Raw genomic sequence first — 20,386 nt, forward strand, 5'->3', positions numbered from 1 at the left:
GGGACTGATGACGGAGGGGCTGAATACGATGGCTACTGGCAGCTGGCAGTGACGGATTTGAACGCCTCGTGAGTCGACCTGAGGCCGCGTTTGCGTTCACACGAGAGTCCGCCAGCTCCACCAGACCGCCTCAGGGTAGGTAGTGCTCCCGGTGGACAATCGTCTCGTCACCGTCCTGGGCGATCCTGACGAGGATCTGGTCGCCCTCAGGATGGTAGGTGACGGTCCCCCAGGAACCAGACCAGCCGTTCTCGACCTCGAAGTGGCCGCCCTCGATCGTCGATTCGGCACGAACGGCATCCGCTTCGAGACCAGGCTCGTCCGTAAACTCGACGCGGGCCAGCTCGATGTCGTCGAAAAAGTCGTTCTCTTCGGCGTCCTCGGGTTGATCGTCCTGTTCGTACTCCCAGTCGATGTTCGCGATGACGTCCTGCTCTTCGTCGATAATTTCGTCTTCGAACACCTCGGTCGGGTCCTCGGGTACCTCATCTTCGGTCCCCATAAAGAGGAGTCGCCACTCGTCGTCCTCGGTCACCAACGCCCATGTGATCTCCTCGATCTCGTCATCGTCAAAGTCGTATGAGACACCGACCTCGTCCTCATCCTCGTCACCCTCGCTGGTCTCGCCACTTCCATCAGCTGCAAGCGTCTCCGCCTCGGCTTCAAGCCACCCCTCGTCGGCTCTGACGAGCGCAATCTGTTCGTCACCGATTTCGGCTTCCAGATCGATCTCCGCGAACCAGAACGTGGCGTCCTCGAGTTCAAGCACGTCGTCGACGGTTCCATCTGCGATCACGATTTCACCCTCGAACGGAGACGGCACCTCGCCGTTGCCGCCCTGATATTCCCAGCCGTCTTCCTCCCACTGAGCCGGGTTGAGCGGGTTCAGACTGTGCATTACGTCGTCGATCGCTTCGAGGTCACCCTCCGCAGAGGCCTCGAAGAAGTCATCTAGCACGGCGAACAGTTCGTCCTCGAGTTCATCCTGTTCGCTTTCGTCGCTCTCACCGCTTGTATCGTCTCCACTGCTATCCTCGTCGTCAACGGAACCGTTCTCGTCCTCGCTCGACTGCTGTCCGTCGAGACAACCAGCCATGGCGACTATTGTGGCTGCTGCGCCACCGTACAGGACCGATCGTCGGGAGCGAAGCGCGGAGGCAGTCGTTTGATTGTCGCTATCGCACGGGGATTGTGTCGGGCGTTGCGACATAGTTAGTATTCTAACGGAATCCGACTTCAGTATTTATCAACTGGTGTCAGTAGTTCTGAAACTCTGATTACTATCGCGAGTATCATAACTACTGGACGAGCGACGTATCGGCTCACAAGGGCAGCGTGTTCTGTATCAATTTCCTGGAAGTTGTGACCGGTGCGCTCAATGCAGAGCGAAATGCGTATCACTGTAGCAGGATCCTCCCGATTCTAGTCTACAAGCTGAGTCATCTACTGACGGGTAACTGTGTTCAACCGATACATATAAGAAATTGACCGGTGTTGAATCACTCAGTTCCGTCTTATGACCCACTTGGCTGCACGTCCGTTCATTCCTCTCGTTGCAGTCGTCGCAACCGCGTAGCGACGGCCGGATAGCAGCAGCTCCCGGGTCGTCTCACTCCACTACGGGTTCCGTAGTCGCACTTACTCAGCATGAACATCAATACAAATGCAGACCGCCGCCGGGTCTCTGATCACCGCCGATCAGACACTCTCTGGACGCCGAATCGATTCGCCCAACGAGCCAGCATCAGTCGATAGACTACCAGTTGTCTCCTCTCCTGCCACCCGAATCCACAGCTACAATCCCAGCAGTAATCGACGTTCGCTCACACTTGCCGATAATCTACGGCCGTACGTTTCGTCGAGGAGGTGGCCATGAGCCAGCAACAAGAGGCAGTAGCCACAACAGACGCAGACAGCTTGTCTCTCTGGAACAATTGGGATTTTCTCCGTCTGTTGTTCGGGCGGTTCGTCACAAACGCGGGCGATAGCCTCTACACGATTGCTGGCATATGGCTCGTCTACGACCTCACGGGGTCAAGTTTCTATACGGGTCTCGCCGGAGCGTTACTTCTCTTGCCACCAGCACTGCAGTTCATCTCCGGGCCGCTTGTCGACCGATGGCCGCTGATCCAAACCCTTGTCTGGACACAACTCATTCAGGCCGTTCTCATCCTCTCGATACCTGTTGCGGCCTACTTCGACCGGCTCACTGTCGGGCTGGTGTTGCTGACGATTCCTCTCCTTTCATTTCTGAACCAATTCGTGTATCCAGCTCAGAACGCGGCGCTTCCTCGAATCGTCGAGAAGGGCGAGTTGACTCGTGCCAACTCTGCGTTCTCGTTTGCCAATCAGGGCACGAATATGGTGTTCGATGCCCTCGGTGGTGTCCTCATTGCGCTCATTGGAGTGGTTTCGCTGTTCGTTCTCAATTCAATCACGTTCGTCATCGCGGTTCTCTCGTTCGTCGGTGTTACCGTTCCCGAGCGGTCCGAGACGACCAACGAAACGGCTGACATCGATGTCTCCGGATATCTGTCCGACCTCCGGGAGGGAGTACAGTGGCTCCAAGGAACAGTATTCACCGAAATGATGCTCACCACAGCGGTCACCAACTTCGGCACCGGTGTGATGCTCGCTGTTCTCCCAGGATTCGCCGCTGCTCGTGGTGGCTCGATACTCTATGGAGCCTTACTCGGGGCCATCGGGGCCGGGGGACTCACCGGCGCGCTGATCGCGTCTCGACTGACCCACATCAGGTACGGCGCAATCCGAATCATCGGACTTGGAATCGGATTCGTCACGTGGTTCGTCGCGGTCTACTCACCGTGGCCGGCACTGACAGTGGTCCTGTTCGCTCTAACAGGAGTTCCGATGGGTGTCACGAACGTGATGGGCCAGACACTCATACAGACGGTCACTCCCGAGGATCTCCTTGGCCGGGTCACGTCCGTTGACGCGAGCGTAGCGACACTCACGGTCCCGCTCGGGTCGCTCCTCGGAGGTGTTGCGGGGAGTACCTTCGGGGTCGTTCCGACGATGGCAGTCGCTGCATTCAGCTTTGCGTTCGTCAGCCTCTACTTCACTGCTCGACCACACTTACGCCGTCTGCCAGCGGTTGACAACATTGAGGAAGAGAAGTTCATCCACCGCGAGACGGCTCAGCCGCCGGCGAGTAACCCCGAATAGGACAGTGAGCATCCTACTCTCTTGGTTGATTCGAGAAGGGACCCCATGGTTAGTTACCGGCCAGACATATGACCATTGATCGGGGACGAATCCCGGCAGAGGACATCGTAGGGGAAGCAAGGGCGCTCCGAACCGCTCGATGCGATGTTTTTCGAGCCCTTACTGAGACCTCGTACCACGACTGGCCTGCGTATCGGTCGACTCCACTGTATGATCGCCAGTCACTCCCAGCCCTCGAAGAGGACGTCCGTACTGTCGCCAGCGAGTGGTTCGCGCATGACGCTCACGACTGCGTCGAGGCGTTCGTCTGCCACCTGCCACTCGCGTACATGGATTTCCAGCCCCACGACGGCTACACCGGACCAACGCGTTACGAGATGACGCCACTCGTCCGGGTGTTCCTGCTCAAAGCACTCCACGGCTGGGACTACGAGACCGCGCTCATCGAGTATCTCAGAAACCACTCACATCTCCGCAGCGAACTCGGACTCGATTCGGTACCCGTCCAGTCGACGCTGTGGCGAAGCTGGCACGAACGATTCAGCACCGACCTCAGAGAGACCATCGAGACGGCCGCTCGGACGATTCTCTTTGCCGCCGACCGCGCAGGCGTCGACGTCCCCCATGAGCCAGCACACACGACCCACCGCCACGAGACTACGGACGAGGTACCACTCACTGACCGCGTGGTTCTCGAACAGACCGAGGTCGTCACCGACCACGTCAACGAGATCGTCTACCCGGCATTCTCGTTGCCACGTGGCGAGGGCTGTGAAATCCACGAGCACGCCTTCTGGGACCTCCAGACGCATCTGGGCCTCCGGGAGAACCTGGCTGCAAATGAGGGGGATCGCGGGTTCGTCTACGAGTCTCAGCGTGAGCGGACGCCCCTCGGTCACATTCACCGGAAACACATTCGGCGGCTTTCTATCGACCAGATTCGAGCGATGTACCGGGGGGCAATCCAGCGATTGCTTGATCGCCTCGAAGAGACGGAAGCATATCATGGCGCAGGAATCGTCGCCATCGACATCACTGAGGCAGACCCCTTCACCGGCGACCGCTCCGGGCATGAAGACGAGATTATCGGCACCAAAGAGCGGTCAGGAGAGTACGCCTACCAGTGGGCGACGATTCAGTTGGTTGGGAACGCCGTCCCACTCGTTCTCGACGCTCGCCCCGTCCAGAAGGGCGAGAGTCGCGTCGATATCGTAGAGGACCTCCTGAACTCAGCACAGGAACTCGTCCACATCGACAACGTACTGATGGATCGGGAGTTCGACAGCCAGCACGTCCTGGAAGCCATCTCACAGCGCGGGCTGTCGTACATCGTCCCCAAGCGGATGTACACCAGCGAGCGCGAGCAGGCAAAACGACTGCTCGCGGTTGAACAGGACCGCTACGTCATCGACCGCAAACTCCATCTCGGCAACGACGAATGGCACGAGACCACGCTCGTCTACCGCCGAAACGAGCGCTCGGAACACGACGATTATCGGCAGTACTCGGTGTTCATGTCGAATCGTGGAAGCGGTCACCTCGCCGAGTACGCTTACCGCTGGGCGATCGAACGCGGCTACCGGACCATCAAGCGATTCATGGCCGCGACGACCTCGAAGAACTTCGTGTTGCGGTTCTTCTACTTCGCCTTCGCGTGTCTTCTCAACTCGATGTGGCGCAGTGTCGATTTATTAGTGCAGGTCGAACTCACTGGTGAGTACGAACGTTCACCGATGGTGACCGCTGACAACACGCTCACACTGCTAAAGAAGGCAACTGGTGTCGGCTAACGGTCTGTTGCGCGTCGAGAGCCTCGGTCGCGAGCGGTGGCGCTGACCAGACCATCGATCAGGCGGCGAAGTTATTGGTTCAGCAACACAAAGCGGCCGTTCACGGCGACACCGAGGACGAATTGGGACTTCGCTTCCGTTGAAACCACGCATTACAGCCCCGCTACACTGACTGTAGTCGTAACTTCCCCAATTTCCAGTGAGACACTGTTCACACTCGCTGAACCCCCAACCGAGAGGGAAAGAACGCGTCGGCATGAGAAGACGAAAGGAGACGAATCGTCTCTGTCACCAGGTGCCAGCCACCAAGACGCTACTCTTCTAGATACTCGCCAACAAGGAGATCGACCCGCTCGCGCGTCTCGTCCGGGATCGCCTCCGTCGGCGTGTTAATCGTCCCCTCGAGTGCACTCCAGGCGTCGCTCTCGAAATCCTCGGGCATCGTCCGAATCGCCGCTTCGATCACCGCGTTGATCGACTCCTGGTTGGCCGCGGCGTTCTCGAGTACCTCTTCGAGTGTGACCTCGCTGTCCTGCTTCCAGACGTCGTAGTCGGTGATGCCTGCGATGGTCGCGTAGCTCAGTTCGGCCTCACGGGCGAGTTTGGCCTCTGGAATCGTCGTCATACCGACGATATCCCAGCCCTGGTCGCGGTAGAACTCGCTCTCGGCGCGCGTCGAGTACTGTGGGCCCTCGATGCAGACGTAGGTGCCGCCCTGTTCGGTTTTCGTCTCCGCGTCCGTCGCCGTCTGGGCCGCGGACGCGAGGTGGTCGACCATCGCGGGACAGTACGGTTCGGCAAAGCCCATGTGAACGACGATACCGTCGCCGAAGAACGTCGGCGAGCGGTGTTTCGTCCGGTCGAACGTCTGGTCCGGGACGACGAGCGTCTGTGGCGGCAGGTCCTCCCGCAAACTTCCGACTGCGTTCGTCGAGATGACGCGGTCTACACCAACGGATTTGAGCGCGTAGATGTTCGCGCGGTACTGTGCATCCGTCGGCGTGTGCTGGTGGTCCTCACCGTGGCGCGGCAAGAACGCGACCTCGTTCCCGGCGAGTTCGCCGAGTGTCACGTCCTCGCTGGGCTCGCCGTAGGGTGTCGAGACCGACTCAGTTCGAGTGTTCTCGAGTGGCAGTGCCTCGTAGATGCCGCTGCCGCCGATGACGCCGATGGTCATGCAGGCACATGCGCAGTGAATCACTGTAAACGATCCGGGTCTCCCAAGCAGATTCCTTGCGTGTGCGTGTATCGGTGCAACACGATACCACATCTCCCAAGTGGTCAAGTGTGCTGAACGTTTGTGATCTGGTATGTCCTCCAGTGAGAACTCGGACGATGACTCTCTCACCGAGGGGGAGCTTGTCGGTCCGATGTTCAAGCTGGCCTGGCCGCTCGTTGTCATCCAGCTACTGCAGGTCGCCTACAACGTGGGCGACACGATCTGGCTCGGCGCACTCTCAGGCGACGCGGTCGGTGCGGTGAGCCTTGCGTTCCCGCTGTTGTTCCTCCTGATCGCAGTCGGCAGCGGCTTTACGACGGCCGGTGCGATCTTGATCGCCCAGCACACGGGTGCAGATAGTGATGAGGGCGGCATCATCGCTGGCCAGACACTGTCGTTCATCTCGCTTGTTGCCGTCGGACTCGGAATTCTCGGCTACTTCCTCACCGTCCCGATGCTTGAGGCACTGCCCTCGGACCCGCAGACCGACGAGGCGATCATCCCGCTCGCGGCGGAGTACCTCCAGATCTTCTTCCTGGGGCTGCCGTTCGTGTTCGGTTTCTTCGTCTTCGTCGCGCTCATGCGCGGCTACGGCAACACGCGCGCGCCGATGCGAGTGATGTTTATCAGCGTCATCATCAACCTCGCAATCGACCCGCTGCTCATCTTCGGCGTCGGACCGCTCCCCCGCCTCGAAGTCGCCGGTGCGGCCGTCGCGACCGTCATCTCCCGCGGCGTCGCCACGGCTATCGGCTTCTACCTGCTGTACTACACCGACGTCGGCCCCGAAATCGAGGCGGCCCATATCCGGCCCCGACTCGAGTACGTCCGAGAAATTACTCGCCTCGGCGTCCCGACAGCGCTGGAGCAGTCGATGACGGCGATGGCGCTGGTCGCGATGACAGCGATCGTCGTGACGTTCCCACCGGAGGTCGTCGCGGCGTACGGCCTTGGGAACCGGCTGGTCTCGCTGGCGTTCCTGCCGGCGCTCGGGATGGGGCAGGCAACGGACTCGATCGTCGGGCAGAATCTGGGCGCAGGGATGGCGGATCGCGCAGAACGAGCCGTCGGCATAGCTGCGGGTGTGATCGGCTCGATCATGTTCGTCACGGCACTGGTTGCGTTTCTGTTCCCGGAGCCGTTCGTTTCGGTGTTTCTGCTGGCGGAGGAAGAGGGACGCGCGACGATTATCGACTACGGCGTGACCTACCTGCAGTTCTCCGCGGTCGCGTTCGTCTTCATGGGCGTGATGCAGGTAATCCAGGGTGCGTTCCGTGGCGCGGGGAACACGAAGACGGCTCTCGCGTTTGCCGTCCTCGGCTTGTGGCTCGTCCGGGTTCCCGTGACGTACTACCTTGTGTTCGTCGCCGGCTGGGGGCCGACCGGGATCTGGACCGGTGTCGTTATCGGCGACATCGTGGGGGCCATCGCGGCGACCGCGTGGTTCACCCGCGGGACCTGGAAGGAGTCGATCGTTGACGAGGAGGATAAAGACGAGTCGGCGGAGTCACGAGAGTCGCCAGCGCCGGAGGATGGAGAGCCGACGCTCGACTGAACCCACTCCCGCCTGTCTCACCCCCACAAACTCAAAGACTACTTTGAGTCTCAGGCATGGCTATACGATTGCAGTGAAAACATCACACCGATAGGATGGCCTCTCTCTTTCCACGCAAGCCGGCGTCGGCACTAGACGACCCCGAAACCGAGCCCAAACTAGTTTCACTGACCGATTCGGAAGCAGACCACATCCTCTCGTCAGTCTCTTCGACGACCGCACGAACCATCCTCGCGTTGTTGTACGAGGAGCCACGAACCGCATCGGATCTCGCTGATCACCTCGACGCGTCGGTGCAGAACGTCAGTTACCATCTGGAGCGACTCGTGGACGCTGACCTGGTCGTCGTCACCGGCACCTGGTACTCGAGTCAGGGTCGCGAGATGGACGTGTATGCACCGGCGAACGGATCGCTGGTGTTGTACGCGGGGCCCGAACGCGTGGCACCGTCGCTGTCGAGCGCAGTACAGCGCGCGCTCGGCGGAGTCGGCGTTGTCGGGCTGGTGAGTGCAGTTGTTCACACCCAATGGGACGGCCCACAAGAGCCAGCGCCGGTAGCGTTTCGTCACGCGGAGCCACCCGAGCCGACGCTTCAGGAGACACTTCTCACGTTCGCCACCGGGCCTGGTGGCTTCGTGCTCGCAGCAGGGCTGGTTGCGATCTGTCTGTGGCTCGGCCACTGGTACTGGACACGGTATCGACCGCTGAGACGGCGGACCGAAGGCGGCAAGCCAGCGTAACGGCAGTTCCTGCTGGGTCACCTGTCCGCGCTATTGGTGCATCCGCGGACAGGTCGTGAGAAGCCCAAAACTGGCTGACAGCAGCCGGCCGACACACAGCTGACCCACCAGTACACAGCAAGGCGGTTCGATCCGTCCAGACTAAAAAACGCATTTGACTCTGTGCTAGGTGGAAGGGGTACCCCCTCTATCGTGACTGTATGGAACGACGAACCGTTCTCGCATCGATCGGTATTGGCCTTGGAGTGACTGCAGCCGGTTGCCTCTCGGAGACAGACGCAACGCCAACGGAAGGTTCAGAACCCAACCCCGACAGCGAGGGCGGAACAAGCGAACGCGCGACCGACCCCGACGAACAACCGCTGTCCACGAAGAACAACTCACCGACCGCTGTCGATCCCGACACCACCGTCGACCGCCAGCTCGGAGACGAGACACTCGAGTCGACCGGTCTCCGGAAGCCGGTCCACCTCGTCCTCGCGAATCGAAGGAGCGAGGAACAGACACCCACGCTCGTCATCGAGCGCGACGAGACGACGGTACTCGAGGAGGCGTTCGAACTGGGGGCGGACGCGGCCGTCCACGTGGCAGTGACTGACCTTGGCGAGTACACGGCCCGCGTTGTGCTCCCAGAAACAGAGACACAACCAGAACGAGCGGAGACGGTGTCGATCGGGTACGAGCAGTTCGACTGTAATCAGACGACCGCGACGCTTGCGGTGACGGACGAAGAGATCACGTCGCACGTCGCCTCGACGCTGATGGCCTGTAGCGGTGTCGTGACAGCGACCGTTGATGAGGGCGAGACAAGCGAGGCGACCGCTACAGCAGGACTCGGATCCGACGAGACCGAATCTGGACCGGGACACACACTCGTCGTCCACAACCCGACTGACGAGACGCGATCGACGCGCGTGCTGATCGACACTATGGCGGAGAGCGCGCCAGCGCCGCTCTTCGACGGCGTCTACACGCTCGAGTCGGATGCGACTGCAGCAGTCGACATCCCAGAGAGCGACGAGTACGAATTGACGGTCACTCGCCTCGATTCTGACGCGGTTGACCGGACGCAAATCGACACTGGTGAGTTCGACTGTAACAGTTCGACGACCCACGTCGAACTCGACGCGGCGGGTGCACTCGAGTCGGCGACGATGTCGACGCTGATGGGGTGTGCCGGTGTGAACGCTGCGGAGAAACCTGAGACCGAGTGAGGGACGACAGATGCCGCCCGCTGTCCCCCGCCTGAACGCCCCGTCACCCTCCCAGATTGCAGACTTGCTGCGGCGAGCGGCCGCGGGACTGCGAACCGGTGTGCGCACGCTCGCGTTCTGGATCGCGGTCGTCCTCCCGGCCGCGTACCTCCCGGTTCTGATTGGGCCGTCCCTGCTGTCGATTTCGACACCGACGGCCACCCACCAGTCGCTCGCGCTGCTCGGCTTGCTCGTCCTCCACGGGCTCTGTATCGTGCTGGGCCACGAGCACAGCCCCCGGTCTCGCCGGGGCCGGTGCGGACCGGTCGCTCGGTGAGCGTGGCTGTGTGTCGACGCAAACGGCTGTGTATCGATTCAAACGGCTGTGACAACGGTCACAGACTCCCCGCAAAAGACGGCCAAGCGTCGGTCGCTCTTACGTTTCTGGCTCTGTTTCTGACTCGGACTCCGACCTCGACTCTGTTTCCGTCTCGGAGTCCGCACGCAACGCCCACTTCCCAGGTTCGGTCATCTCGATTACGTCGCGCCGTTCCATCTCCGAGAGCACCTCTGTCACGCGGTTGGGCTGGGCGATTTCCATCTCGATGCGCTCGATGCCGTGGAACTCGGCGAGGTAGTGGCGGGTCTCGTCCGCCGAGAACGACTCCTGGTCGGCCTGCTCCATCGCACCCGAGATCAGGTCGACCATATCCTCGATGAAGTTCCAGGGGTAGACGATCCAGGTCCACTCCTCGAGTCGCTCGCCAACGTAGTCCGGATCGAACTCGCTCGTGCCGAGTAGTTGCAGGGTCGCCGTACGGACCTCGCCGGCGTTTCGGTCCTCGACGTACTCGTGGGCGCGCTCGATCGAGCCGCCGGTGTCAGCGATGTCGTCGATGATCAGCACGTCCTTGCCCTCGACGCTGCCTTCCGGCATCGGGTAGCGGACGGTCGGCTCGCCGGTCTTCTCGGCGGTGCCGACGTAGTGTTCCATCTTCAGGCTCGTCAGATCGTTCAACCCCAGGAAGTCACAGAGACATCGGCCCGCGAACCAGCCACCGCGTGCGAGCGCGACGATGACGTCAGGGTCAAACTCGTCGCGACGGACCTCGTCGCTCACGTCGCGACACAGGCTGTAGATGTATTCCCAGTTCGTTATCGTACAGTCGAAGTCGTCCGGTAGATCGGACATCTGGTGGCCACCTACCGGTGACTGAGACGCGCAATCCCTATAAGTGGGCTGAAAGACTGGTCACAGTCGTTCACCAGCGCGTGCAAATACGATCTAGCTATAACTATTGGCGTCCCGAATAGTCCTCGCAACCTATGCCCTCAACGCGCGACTACGAATTCCTACTCGAGTGTGAGAACGTCATCGGCGTCGATTACGACGAGGACGATGGCCGGCTTACGGTGTTCGTCTCACAGAAGCAACCGAGAGCCAGCCTTAACGACGAAGACGACGTGGAAACGCGCCTCGCCGAACTCGGCGACGACGTGGACGTGAGAGTCGTGGACGCGGGCTACGATGAGACGCGAGAGGGATTTGATGCCCTGGGGATGGACCCCGTCGAAGTACTCCCTGAAGCCGCGCCCGGTCGCCAGGGGCGACATCGACCCGTTCCCGGTGGTGTCAGCGAGATCAACGCGAACTCGACGGCCGGCACCGGCGGCCCGTACCCGGCCCGCGTCGACGATCCCGAGACTACAGCCGCTCACTGGCGTGACGACGTTGAGCCAGGCGATCTCGTTCGATTGTCGAACAACCACACCTACGCACGCTCGGACCGGGCCGAGTTCGGGGAGCCGATTCTGCAGCCGTCGCCGCGAGACGGCGGCGAGGGGGGAGACGAAGTCGGTGGCCTGGTCGGTTACGTTCCGATCGAGGATGGCGGACTGGTCGATGTCGCTGCCCGCTCGGTCGAACCGGAGCGCGAGTCGGCGACGTACTTCGAACTCGACGACGAGTGGGCGACCGGCGTCTACCGGGACGAGTACGACGCGCTGCAGGGAGAGACGGTAACCAAGACGGGACGAACGACGGGCGTCACGAGCGCCGAAATCGAAGCGACGGATGCAAGCGTTCGCGTGGATTTCGGCGAGCGCGGTGCCGTGCTGTTCCGCGAGCAACTGGTCACCGGACCGATGTCCGAACCCGGCGACAGCGGGTCGCCGGTCTTTCTCGACGACGGGACTCTGGTCGGCCTGCTGTTCGCCGGGTCCGGGCGGCAGACGATCTGCAACCGGATCGGGACGGTCGAACGCGAACTGGGCGTCGAACTGCTCACCGTTGAACCGGACGATCGGATCGGCGACGGTAGTGATGACGCCGACCACGGCGATGACAGCGATGACGGCGATAATGCGGAGGAGACGGACCCCGCCACCGTCTACACAACGACGATGGACCATACTGTCTCGGTCGACCTCGAGGCGGATCGTCCGTCACCGACACTCGAGTCGATCGCGTTCGAAGACAAGTTACAGCCGGGCGAGACTGTCGATGTCACCGCGACAATCACTGCAGAACCGGGCGCGTACTGGCTCGCAATCGACGGAGAGCAGACGACCGTGTCGATCGGTGCCGATAGCGCCGAACGGGAGACTGCGACGGCGACCTTTCCGCTTTCGATTCCCGCCGACGGGACGGGGTCGCTCTCGCTCCGTGTTCGGGCTGGGCCGATCGAATCCGGCGAGTAACGGCCCGCACTCAGTTTCGGGGTTTTGTTTGGCATTGAGCGAACGCTTGAGCGGCGCATGCTGGGTTTCGCTGACTCGCGAGACGAACCGGCGTTCGAGCAGCCATCGACCGACTACCGAGCAGGAATAGTTATTTATAATCTGGTATTACAACCTAGTTATTGATGGCACAGACGCAGCTAGCAGCCGCCCGTAACGGAACCGTAACCGACGAGATGGAACGCGTTGCCGACCGCGAGAACTGTGATCCCGAGTTTGTCCGCCAGCAAGTGGCAGATGGACAGGCCGTGATCCCGGCCAACCGCAATCACAACGCGCTCGATCCGATGATTATCGGCCGCGAGTTCGCTACAAAGGTCAACGCAAACATCGGGAACAGCGAGACGACGAGCGATCGCGAGACCGAACTCGAGAAGCTCCACACGGCGGTCCACTACGGTGCGGACACAGTGATGGATCTCAGCACGGGAACCGACTTAGACGACATCCGCGAGATGCACGTCGAGTACTCCCCGGTGCCGATTGGAACGGTGCCGCTGTACGAGGCCGTCAAACGAGCCGAGAGCCCCGAGGACATCACGACGGACCTGCTGCTGGAGGTCATCGAAAAACAGGCCGAACAGGGCGTCGACTACATGACGATCCACGCTGGAATTCTGGCGGAGCACCTCCCGCTGACCGAGGGCCGGACGACGGGAATCGTCTCTCGCGGCGGCTCGATCATGGCGAAGTGGATGGAGGAGAACGGCGAACAGAACCCGCTCTTTCAGGTCTATGACGAAATCTGCGAGATATTTGCCGAGCACGACGTGACCTTCAGCCTCGGGGACAGTCTCCGTCCGGGGTCGCTCGCAGACGCCTGTGACGAGGCCCAGTACGCCGAACTCGACACGCTCGGGGAACTCACGCGTCACGCCTGGGAGTACGATGTGCAGGTGATGGTCGAAGGGCCAGGTCACATCCCAATGCACAAAGTCGCAGAAAACGTCGAGCGCCAGCAGGAAGTCTGTGACGGCGCACCGTTCTACGTCCTCGGACCGCTGGTGACCGACATCGCACCCGGCTACGACCACATCACGAGCGCGATCGGTGCGGCGATGGCGGCACAGGCCGGCGCGGCGATGCTCTGCTACGTGACACCCAAGGAACATCTCGGATTGCCGGACGAGGAAGACGTTCGCGAGGGGCTGGCAGCCTATCGAATCGCGGCCCACGCAGGCGATGTCGGAAACGAACGGCCGGGCGCACGCGACTGGGACGACGCGCTTTCCGAGGCGCGATACGCGTTCGACTGGCGCGAGCAATTCAGCCTCGCGCTGGACCCGGATCGCGCGCGCGACTACCACGATCAGACGCTCCCCGAAGACAACTACAAGGAGGCGCGCTTCTGCTCGATGTGCGGTGTCGAGTTCTGCTCGATGCGGATCGATCAGGATGCGCGAGCGGCCGGTGAGATGGCGGCCCTCGAGACGGACACGAAAACGGACCTCGACGCATCACCGGCCGCCGCCGTTAATCTGCCGCCGGTCGGCACCCACGAAGGCGAGGCTTCGGAGACGTTCAGCGCAGTCGGCAGTGACGAAGCAGAACTCGAGTCGACTACGGAAGCACCGGTAGATAGCGACGACTAACGTACTCGATCCACATCTTTTGTGCTATGTGAGCACACCACCAGCGGTAATCCGTTCGTCGAACAGAACCTACTTATTTGACTGACCAGTTAGTTAGTGTAGTGCCTGATCGAACGACGAACACACTGCGGTCTTCCGGTCCTCGAATCGTCCGCGCAACGGGGTGTCGACCGTGACGCTCCGCGAGCAACTCATCGAAATCTTCACCGCTCGCAAGGAAGTCGACCTGACCTCCGGCGGCATCGTTCGCCCGCTATTGTACCTCTCGATTCCGCTGATTATCACGAACGTCCTCCAGACGGCGTACAACATCGCCGATACGTTCTGGCTCGGTCACTACGGAACGACCGAGCTCGCAGCGATCAGCTTTGCGTTCCCGATTATCTTCTTGCTGATCTCGGTCGCGCTCGGCTTCTCCGTTGCGGGCAGTATTCTCGTTGCCCAGTATACTGGTGCCGGCCGCGAGAGTAAGGCCGAGTACGCGGCCTCACAGACGGTCTCGTTCTCGATTATCGCCTCGCTACTGCTTGGCTTTCTCGGCTACTTCATCGTCGAGGACTTGCTTGCGCTCTTCGGCGCGGGTGCAGACGTTATCGACGCCGCGACGACCTATATGCAGATCTACTCAGTCGGCCTGGTCTTCGTCTTTGGCTTCCTGATGTTCATCGCCCTCATGCGGGGCTACGGAGACACCGTGACGCCGATGCTGATCATGTTCGTCTCGGTCGTGATCAACATCGTGCTGGACCCGCTGCTCATCTTCGGTGTCGGTCCGATTCCAGAACTCGGTATCGCGGGAGCCGCCTACGCAACGATTATCGCCCGCGGCGTGACCCTCGTCATCGGCCTCTGGCTCATGTTCCGGGGCTACCGAGGCGTTCGCATTCGTCTCTCGCAGATGGTCCCCGACCTGAGTTACGGGCTGAAGCTCGTCCGCATCGGGCTTCCTGCCTCCTTTGAGGGTGCAAGCCGTGCGCTCTCGATCGCGCTCTTGTTGTTCATCGTCAGCCTCTTCGCGGACACCGTCATCGCGGCCTACGGCGTCGGAACGCGGCTTCTCTCCGTGATCGTCCTGCCAGCAATAGCGCTCTCGCAGGGCGTCGAGACAATGACCGGACAGAACATCGGCGACGGCAACCCCGACCGTGCGGCCGCGGCAAACCGTTTCGCCGCGATCGCGCTGTTCGTCTTCCTCACCGCTGCTGGTCTGCTCTCGGCGATCATCGCCGAACCGTTGGTCTCGATCTTCACGAACGACCCGGCTGTCATCGACCACGGCGCGACGTTCATGCACTTCGTCGCGCCAACGTTCGGGCTCTTTGGGGCCATGTACGTCTACATCGGTGGCTTCCGCGGTGCCGGGATGACGCTCACCGCCGCAGGGCTCGTCATCCTCGCGTTCGGCGTCGTCCAGATCCCCGTTGCCTGGGTCGCCGCCGACGCGTTCGGTCCGCCGGGAATCTGGCTCTCGTTTGCCGTTTCACATCTGGTCGGTGCGCTCGCGGCCCTCTTCTGGTTCAACCGGGGGACCTGGCGTTCCGGCGATCTGACGCGCGATTCTGGTGGTGGCGGTGAATCGCCGTCTCCCGGTGCCGACGTGCCGGGCGACGACTAACGGCGGACAACCGACAACAACCGATTTTCGGCGAAACAACGACTCGACCGGCGAGGAAACTCCGCTCGTGGCCCAACGGGACGAGAGTGGAAAGATGGAATACCCCTGCGTGAAACGTCATCGTATGAGCATGACGACGACCACGCGAATTCTGCAGGTCGACGCGTTTACCGACGACCCATGTGCCGGCAACCCGGCCGGCGTCGTCCCCGACGCCGACGACCTCTCGGAGAGTCAGATGCAAGCTATCGCCGACGAGATGGCCGTGAGCGAGACCGCCTTCCTTCAGCACAGCGACGAAGCCGACTATCGGGTCCAGTACTTTACGCCTACCCAAGAGGTCGACCTCTGTGGCCACGCAACCATCGGCTCGTTCGCACATCTCTACAACGAGGGCCTCGAACCCGGGACGACGACACTCGAGACGAACGTCGGCGTACTCGATATCGATATCACCGAGGACGGCACGGTCTGGATGACCCAGGACGCCCCCCAGATTCGCGAGGTTGACCTCTCCTACGCCCGCGTCGCAGCGGCCCTCGGCGTCGAACAAGCCGCACTCGAGGGCGCGCGCGATGACATCCCCATCGCGGTTTCCTCGACAGGGCTGCCGTTCCTCATCGTCCCGATCACGTATCTCTCGGATCTCGGCGACGCAGCACCAGATATGGCCGCCGTCGAGGAACTCACCGACGAGGTCGACGCGGCCGGCATCTACCTGTTCACCTTCGACGCCCTCGACCGGGAGTCGACGCTTCATGGGCGGATGTTTGCGCCCGGCGCTGGCGTGCCGGAAGATCCTGTCACTGGCACCGCAAGCGGCGCAGTTGCAGCCTACCTTGATCACTTCGGTGCGTTCGACGACGATCTGCCGGCGGAACTCCGACTCGAACAGGGCCACTACGTCGACCGGCCGGGCTACGTGCGGGTGCAACTCGAGGGGACCACGGTTCACGTCGGCGGGCGCGGGGTGACCACACTCGATGGCTCGATCGTGATCCCCGAGGACGAGGAGGACGAGATTCTCGAAGCCTGACAACTGTTTTCTCGGGCAGGAGTCGCGGCGAAAATCGCCGTACCGTCCGATGGTTCATTCAGTTCCGAGTTGCGAAACGTGCCCCTCGTTCGCAACCTTCTTAATCGAATCCGGTGTCCACACGACTACAGATGGCTGTACTCTGGCTGGACGAGATCAGCGCCGGCGACATAGAGAAAGTCGGCGGCAAAGGTGCCTCCCTTGGCGAACTTACCGGAGCCGGGCTCCCCGTCCCCCCAGGTTTCGTCGTGACCGCCGGAACCTACCGATCGTTTATCGAATCGGCCGAGATCGACGAGGAACTCTTCGCCGCCGTCGACGTCGACGTCGAGGACTCGAGTGCGCTCGCGGCTGCGGCAGACCGCGCGCAGGAACTCATCCTTGAGACGCCGTTCCCCGACGCGTTGCGCGAGGAGATTCTCGAATCCTATCGCGAGGTTGGGAACGGGGAAGCATTCGTCGCCGTTCGCTCCTCCGCGACTGCTGAAGACCTGCCGGACGCGTCGTTCGCGGGCCAGCAGGAGACGTTCCTCAACGTGACCGAGGAGAACCTTCTCGAGCGTGTCCGAGAGTGTTGGGCCTCTCTCTTTACGCAGCGGGCAATCTACTATCGTCAGGAACAGGGCTTCGACCATTCGGTGGTCAACATCGCTGTCGTCGTCCAGCAGATGGTCGACGCCGAAAAGTCCGGCGTGATGTTTACCAGCCACCCCTCGACCGGCGATCCGACGATGATCATCGAGGCCGCCTGGGGACTCGGCGAAGCCGTGGTCTCCGGGGCCGTCTCCCCAGACAACTACGTCGTCGAGCGCGAGGACCGTTCGGTCGATGTCACTGTCGCCGAGAAGAAGGTGATGCACGTCAAGGACGAGGAGACGGGCGAAACCGTCGAGCGCGAGGTGCCAGGCAACAAGCGAAACGCTCGTGTTATCGACGACGAGGAAATCGACCGCCTGCTCGATCTCGGCGAGCGCGTCGAGGATCACTACGACACCCCACAGGACGTTGAGTGGGCGATCGCTGGTGGCGACGTCTACATGCTCCAGTCCCGACCGATCACGACGATCGACGAGAGCGAGAGCGCGGCAGACGCCGCGTCGGCCTCAGCTGTGAGTGGTATCGACGCCGCACAGGGGCTCACCGACGGGAGCGGCAGTGCCGCGGCCACCGGGGGTGGCACCGACGGCACCGATACCGGCACTAACGGGACCGACACCAGCTCCGGCGGCATCCTCGTCGACGGCCTTGGATCGAGTCCCGGCACCGTCAGCGGGGCTGCTCGAATCGTCACGAAACTTGACGACCTCGATAAGGTCAGCGACGGTGACATCATCGTCACTGAGATGACCATGCCTGACATGGTGCCGGCGATGAAACGCGCCGCCGGCATCGTCACCGACGAGGGCGGCATGACCAGCCACGCCGCCATCGTCTCGCGCGAACTCGGCGTCCCCGCCGTCGTCGGCACGACGAACGCGACGACCGTTCTGGAGGACGGCCGTCTCGTCACGCTCGACGGTGACAAAGGCGCAGTACTCGAGGGCCAGGAAGTCGAACCCGAGGAGGAGACCGAACCAGTCGAGGAGGTCCGCCCACAGTCGCCGGTCAAGCCGATGACCGCGACCGAGGTGAAGGTCAACGTCTCCATCCCCGAGGCCGCTGAGCGCGCAGCCGCGACCGGTGCCGACGGCGTCGGCCTGCTGCGCATGGAGCACATGATCCTCTCGCTGAACCAGACGCCAGCCAAATACATCGAGGAAAACGGCGAGGACGCCTACATCACCGAACTCGTCGAGGGCATTCGCGGCGTTGCCGACGAGTTCTACCCGCGCCCCGTCCGCACGCGCACCCTCGATGCACCCACCGACGAGTTCCGACAACTCGAGGGCGGGGCAGACGAACCGGAGGAGCACAACCCGATGCTCGGCTACCGTGGCATCCGACGTTCGCTCGATCGGCCCGACGTATTCGCCCACGAACTCGAGGCGTTCCGCCGGCTCTACGAGATGGGCTACGACAACGTCGAGATCATGTTCCCGCTGGTCAACGACGCCGAAGACGTCTATCAGGCCAAGCGCCTGATGGAAGAAGCCGGCATCGACCCCGAGAAGCGCAAGTGGGGTGTGATGATCGAGACGCCGGCTTCCGCGCTTGCAGTCGAGGAGATGGCGGATGCGGGCATCGATTTCGCCTCCTTCGGCACGAACGACCTCACCCAGTACACGCTCGCCGTGGATCGGAACAACGAGCACGTCGCAGATCGGTTTGACGAACTGCACCCCTCCGTGCTGCGATTGATCGGCGACGTGATCGAGACTTGCCGCGAGCACGACGTGAACACGAGCATCTGTGGCCAGGCGGGTTCGAAGCCCGAGATGGCCCAGTTCCTCGTCAACGAGGGCATTAGCTCGATTTCGGCGAACATCGACGCCGTCCGCGACGTCCAGCACGAGGTCAAGCGCGTCGAACAGAAGCTGTTGCTCGATTCGGTTCGGTAACAGCGTTTCGTCCCGTCACGTTCGACTCCGTCCAGCAACTCCTTTCACGCCGCAAATCGGTAAACGCAACGACTAAACACCGGACGGTCCACGACGAAATATGCAACGCGAGCCCCAAGCGTTCGACCGGGTGCTCTCCTCAATGTGTACGACACCCCACCCGGTTGCACGCGAGGCGGCCGAACGGTTTCTTGCGACGAACCCCGGCGATCCAGGAACCTACCCCACGATTTCGGACCTGGAGGCCGAGGCCATCGACCTACTGGGTGAGGTCGCCGGTCTCGACGACCCTGCCGGCTACGTCGCGAGCGGCGGCACGGAGGCGAACATTCAGGCCGTTCGAATCGCCCGTGAACGCGCCAGGGTAACAACTGCGACAACCGAGACCCCGACCGTCGTCATGCCCGAATCGGGTCACTTTAGTTTCCAGAAAGCGGCGAACGTGCTCGGCGTCGACCTCGAACTTGTCCCCACCGACGACGATCATCGCGTCGATCTCGAGGCCATCCGTGCCTGCGTTGACAAGACCACGGCGATGGTCGTCGGCGTCGCCGGAACGACCGAGTACGGCCGTGTCGATCCGATTCCCGAACTCGGCGAGATTGCACAGTCCGTTGACGCACTGCTCCACGTTGACGCCGCCTGGGGCGGATTCGTCCTGCCCTTTACCGACCATGCATGGCACTTCGACCACGCACCCGTCGACACGATGGCAATCGACCCACACAAGATGGGGCAGGCCGCGGTTCCCGCCGGTGGGCTGCTTGTCCGCGACGAGACGCTGCTCGACGAACTGGCCGTCAACACGCCGTATCTCGAGTCCACCTCGCAGGCGACGCTCACCGGCACCCGCTCGGGTGCCGGCGTCGCAAGCGCTGTCGCCGCGATGACCGAACTCTGGCCCGACGGCTACCGCGAGCAGTACGAGCGCTCACAGGCCAACGCCGAGTGGCTCGCCGCCGAACTGGCGGCTCTGGGCTACAACGTCGTCGAGCCCGAACTCCCGCTCGTCGCAGCCGACATCCCAACGGCCACGTTCGAGGCGCTTCGCGAGGCTGGCTGGCGCATCTCCAGAACCGGCAGCGGCGAACTCCGGGTTGTCTGCATGCCCCACGTGACGCGAACGCAACTCGAGTCGTTCGTCGCTGCTCTCGATGCACTCGAGTCCGAGCCGGAGCCACGGACGACACAGTAGCCGGTGGGCTGACGTCGGCCCGATCGCG

General features: G+C 61.9%; 15 protein-coding genes. 12 read left to right on the forward strand and 3 right to left on the reverse strand.

Annotated features, from left to right (window positions below; translation table 11 throughout):
• Nucleotides 1-130: 130 nt before the first annotated feature.
• Complete coding sequence (locus C482_RS18035; RefSeq protein WP_049896954.1) at nt 131-1,210, reverse strand: hypothetical protein; 1,080 nt, start codon at nt 1,208-1,210, stop codon at nt 131-133.
• Between the two features lie 662 nt (nt 1,211-1,872).
• Between C482_RS18035 and C482_RS18040 the strand changes: the two genes are divergently transcribed.
• Both C482_RS18040 and C482_RS18045 read left to right on the forward strand, forming a co-directional pair.
• Nucleotides 1,873-3,186: an MFS transporter gene (locus C482_RS18040; RefSeq protein ID WP_049896956.1), complete on the forward strand. Its 1,314-nt coding sequence runs from the start codon at nt 1,873-1,875 to the stop codon at nt 3,184-3,186.
• 329 nt (nt 3,187-3,515) lie between these two features.
• Nucleotides 3,516-4,976 (forward strand): transposase, encoded by a 1,461-nt coding sequence (locus C482_RS18045; RefSeq protein WP_006169241.1) that lies wholly within the window; start codon nt 3,516-3,518, stop codon nt 4,974-4,976.
• A 313-nt stretch (nt 4,977-5,289) separates the two neighbouring features.
• Here C482_RS18045 and mtnP read toward each other — a convergent pair whose 3' ends face one another.
• The gene (mtnP, locus tag C482_RS18050; RefSeq protein WP_006169242.1) at nt 5,290-6,153 is read right to left on the reverse strand and encodes an S-methyl-5'-thioadenosine phosphorylase; all 864 of its coding nucleotides are present in this window, start codon (nt 6,151-6,153) and stop codon (nt 5,290-5,292) included.
• Nucleotides 6,154-6,286: 133 nt separating this feature from the next.
• Between mtnP and C482_RS18055 the strand changes: the two genes are divergently transcribed.
• The 4 genes from C482_RS18055 (at nt 6,287) to C482_RS18070 (ending at nt 10,020) form a co-directional block, all read left to right on the forward strand.
• Nucleotides 6,287-7,750: an MATE family efflux transporter gene (locus C482_RS18055; protein ID WP_006169243.1), complete on the forward strand. Its 1,464-nt coding sequence runs from the start codon at nt 6,287-6,289 to the stop codon at nt 7,748-7,750.
• A gap of 95 nt (nt 7,751-7,845) precedes the next feature.
• Nucleotides 7,846-8,490 carry an ArsR/SmtB family transcription factor gene (locus C482_RS18060; RefSeq protein WP_006169244.1) on the forward strand — a complete coding sequence of 215 codons (645 nt, stop codon included), beginning with the start codon at nt 7,846-7,848 and terminating at the stop codon, nt 8,488-8,490.
• Nucleotides 8,491-8,690: 200 nt separating this feature from the next.
• On the forward strand, nt 8,691-9,704 hold the full coding sequence (locus C482_RS18065) for a hypothetical protein (protein ID WP_006169245.1): 1,014 nt from the start codon (nt 8,691-8,693) through the stop codon (nt 9,702-9,704).
• 10 nt (nt 9,705-9,714) lie between these two features.
• On the forward strand, nt 9,715-10,020 hold the full coding sequence (locus C482_RS18070; RefSeq protein WP_006169246.1) for a hypothetical protein: 306 nt from the start codon (nt 9,715-9,717) through the stop codon (nt 10,018-10,020).
• Between the two features lie 99 nt (nt 10,021-10,119).
• Here C482_RS18070 and C482_RS18075 read toward each other — a convergent pair whose 3' ends face one another.
• Entirely contained in the window at nt 10,120-10,875 is a 756-nt protein-coding gene (locus tag C482_RS18075) for a phosphoribosyltransferase (RefSeq protein ID WP_006169247.1), read from the reverse strand.
• A 134-nt stretch (nt 10,876-11,009) separates the two neighbouring features.
• Between C482_RS18075 and C482_RS18080 the strand changes: the two genes are divergently transcribed.
• The 6 genes from C482_RS18080 (at nt 11,010) to mfnA (ending at nt 20,358) form a co-directional block, all read left to right on the forward strand.
• On the forward strand, nt 11,010-12,383 hold the full coding sequence (locus C482_RS18080) for a chymotrypsin family serine protease (RefSeq protein WP_006169248.1): 1,374 nt from the start codon (nt 11,010-11,012) through the stop codon (nt 12,381-12,383).
• A 164-nt stretch (nt 12,384-12,547) separates the two neighbouring features.
• Complete coding sequence (thiC, locus tag C482_RS18085) at nt 12,548-14,014, forward strand: phosphomethylpyrimidine synthase ThiC (RefSeq protein WP_006169249.1); 1,467 nt, start codon at nt 12,548-12,550, stop codon at nt 14,012-14,014.
• A 172-nt stretch (nt 14,015-14,186) separates the two neighbouring features.
• Entirely contained in the window at nt 14,187-15,629 is a 1,443-nt protein-coding gene (locus C482_RS18090; protein WP_049896961.1) for an MATE family efflux transporter, read from the forward strand.
• Between the two features lie 124 nt (nt 15,630-15,753).
• A complete protein-coding gene (locus tag C482_RS18095) occupies nt 15,754-16,665 on the forward strand; it encodes a PhzF family phenazine biosynthesis protein (RefSeq protein WP_006169251.1) in 912 nt (303 codons plus the stop codon).
• 131 nt (nt 16,666-16,796) lie between these two features.
• Nucleotides 16,797-19,163, forward strand: coding sequence for a phosphoenolpyruvate synthase (ppsA, locus tag C482_RS18100; protein WP_006169252.1), 2,367 nt, complete (start codon nt 16,797-16,799; stop codon nt 19,161-19,163).
• Between the two features lie 100 nt (nt 19,164-19,263).
• A complete protein-coding gene (gene mfnA, locus C482_RS18105; protein ID WP_006169253.1) occupies nt 19,264-20,358 on the forward strand; it encodes a tyrosine decarboxylase MfnA in 1,095 nt (364 codons plus the stop codon).
• Nucleotides 20,359-20,386 lie beyond the last annotated feature (28 nt).

The organism is Natrialba chahannaoensis JCM 10990 (genome assembly GCF_000337135.1).
GTDB classification, from domain to species: Archaea; Halobacteriota; Halobacteria; order Halobacteriales; family Natrialbaceae; genus Natrialba; species Natrialba chahannaoensis.

Excerpts from the sequence above, each read along its gene's own strand:
- C482_RS18035 (WP_049896954.1), bottom strand. The coding sequence starts at position 1,210 with ATGTCGCAACGCCCGACACAATCCCCGTGCGATAGCGACAATCAAACG.
- C482_RS18040 (WP_049896956.1), top strand. The coding sequence starts at position 1,873 with ATGAGCCAGCAACAAGAGGCAGTAGCCACAACAGACGCAGACAGCTTG.
- C482_RS18045 (WP_006169241.1), top strand. The coding sequence starts at position 3,516 with ATGGATTTCCAGCCCCACGACGGCTACACCGGACCAACGCGTTACGAG.
- mtnP (WP_006169242.1), bottom strand. The coding sequence starts at position 6,153 with ATGACCATCGGCGTCATCGGCGGCAGCGGCATCTACGAGGCACTGCCA.
- C482_RS18055 (WP_006169243.1), top strand. The coding sequence starts at position 6,287 with ATGTCCTCCAGTGAGAACTCGGACGATGACTCTCTCACCGAGGGGGAG.
- C482_RS18060 (WP_006169244.1), top strand. The coding sequence starts at position 7,846 with ATGGCCTCTCTCTTTCCACGCAAGCCGGCGTCGGCACTAGACGACCCC.
- C482_RS18065 (WP_006169245.1), top strand. The coding sequence starts at position 8,691 with ATGGAACGACGAACCGTTCTCGCATCGATCGGTATTGGCCTTGGAGTG.
- C482_RS18070 (WP_006169246.1), top strand. The coding sequence starts at position 9,715 with ATGCCGCCCGCTGTCCCCCGCCTGAACGCCCCGTCACCCTCCCAGATT.
- C482_RS18075 (WP_006169247.1), bottom strand. The coding sequence starts at position 10,875 with ATGTCCGATCTACCGGACGACTTCGACTGTACGATAACGAACTGGGAA.
- C482_RS18080 (WP_006169248.1), top strand. The coding sequence starts at position 11,010 with ATGCCCTCAACGCGCGACTACGAATTCCTACTCGAGTGTGAGAACGTC.
- thiC (WP_006169249.1), top strand. The coding sequence starts at position 12,548 with ATGGCACAGACGCAGCTAGCAGCCGCCCGTAACGGAACCGTAACCGAC.
- C482_RS18095 (WP_006169251.1), top strand. The coding sequence starts at position 15,754 with ATGAGCATGACGACGACCACGCGAATTCTGCAGGTCGACGCGTTTACC.
- ppsA (WP_006169252.1), top strand. The coding sequence starts at position 16,797 with ATGGCTGTACTCTGGCTGGACGAGATCAGCGCCGGCGACATAGAGAAA.
- mfnA (WP_006169253.1), top strand. The coding sequence starts at position 19,264 with ATGCAACGCGAGCCCCAAGCGTTCGACCGGGTGCTCTCCTCAATGTGT.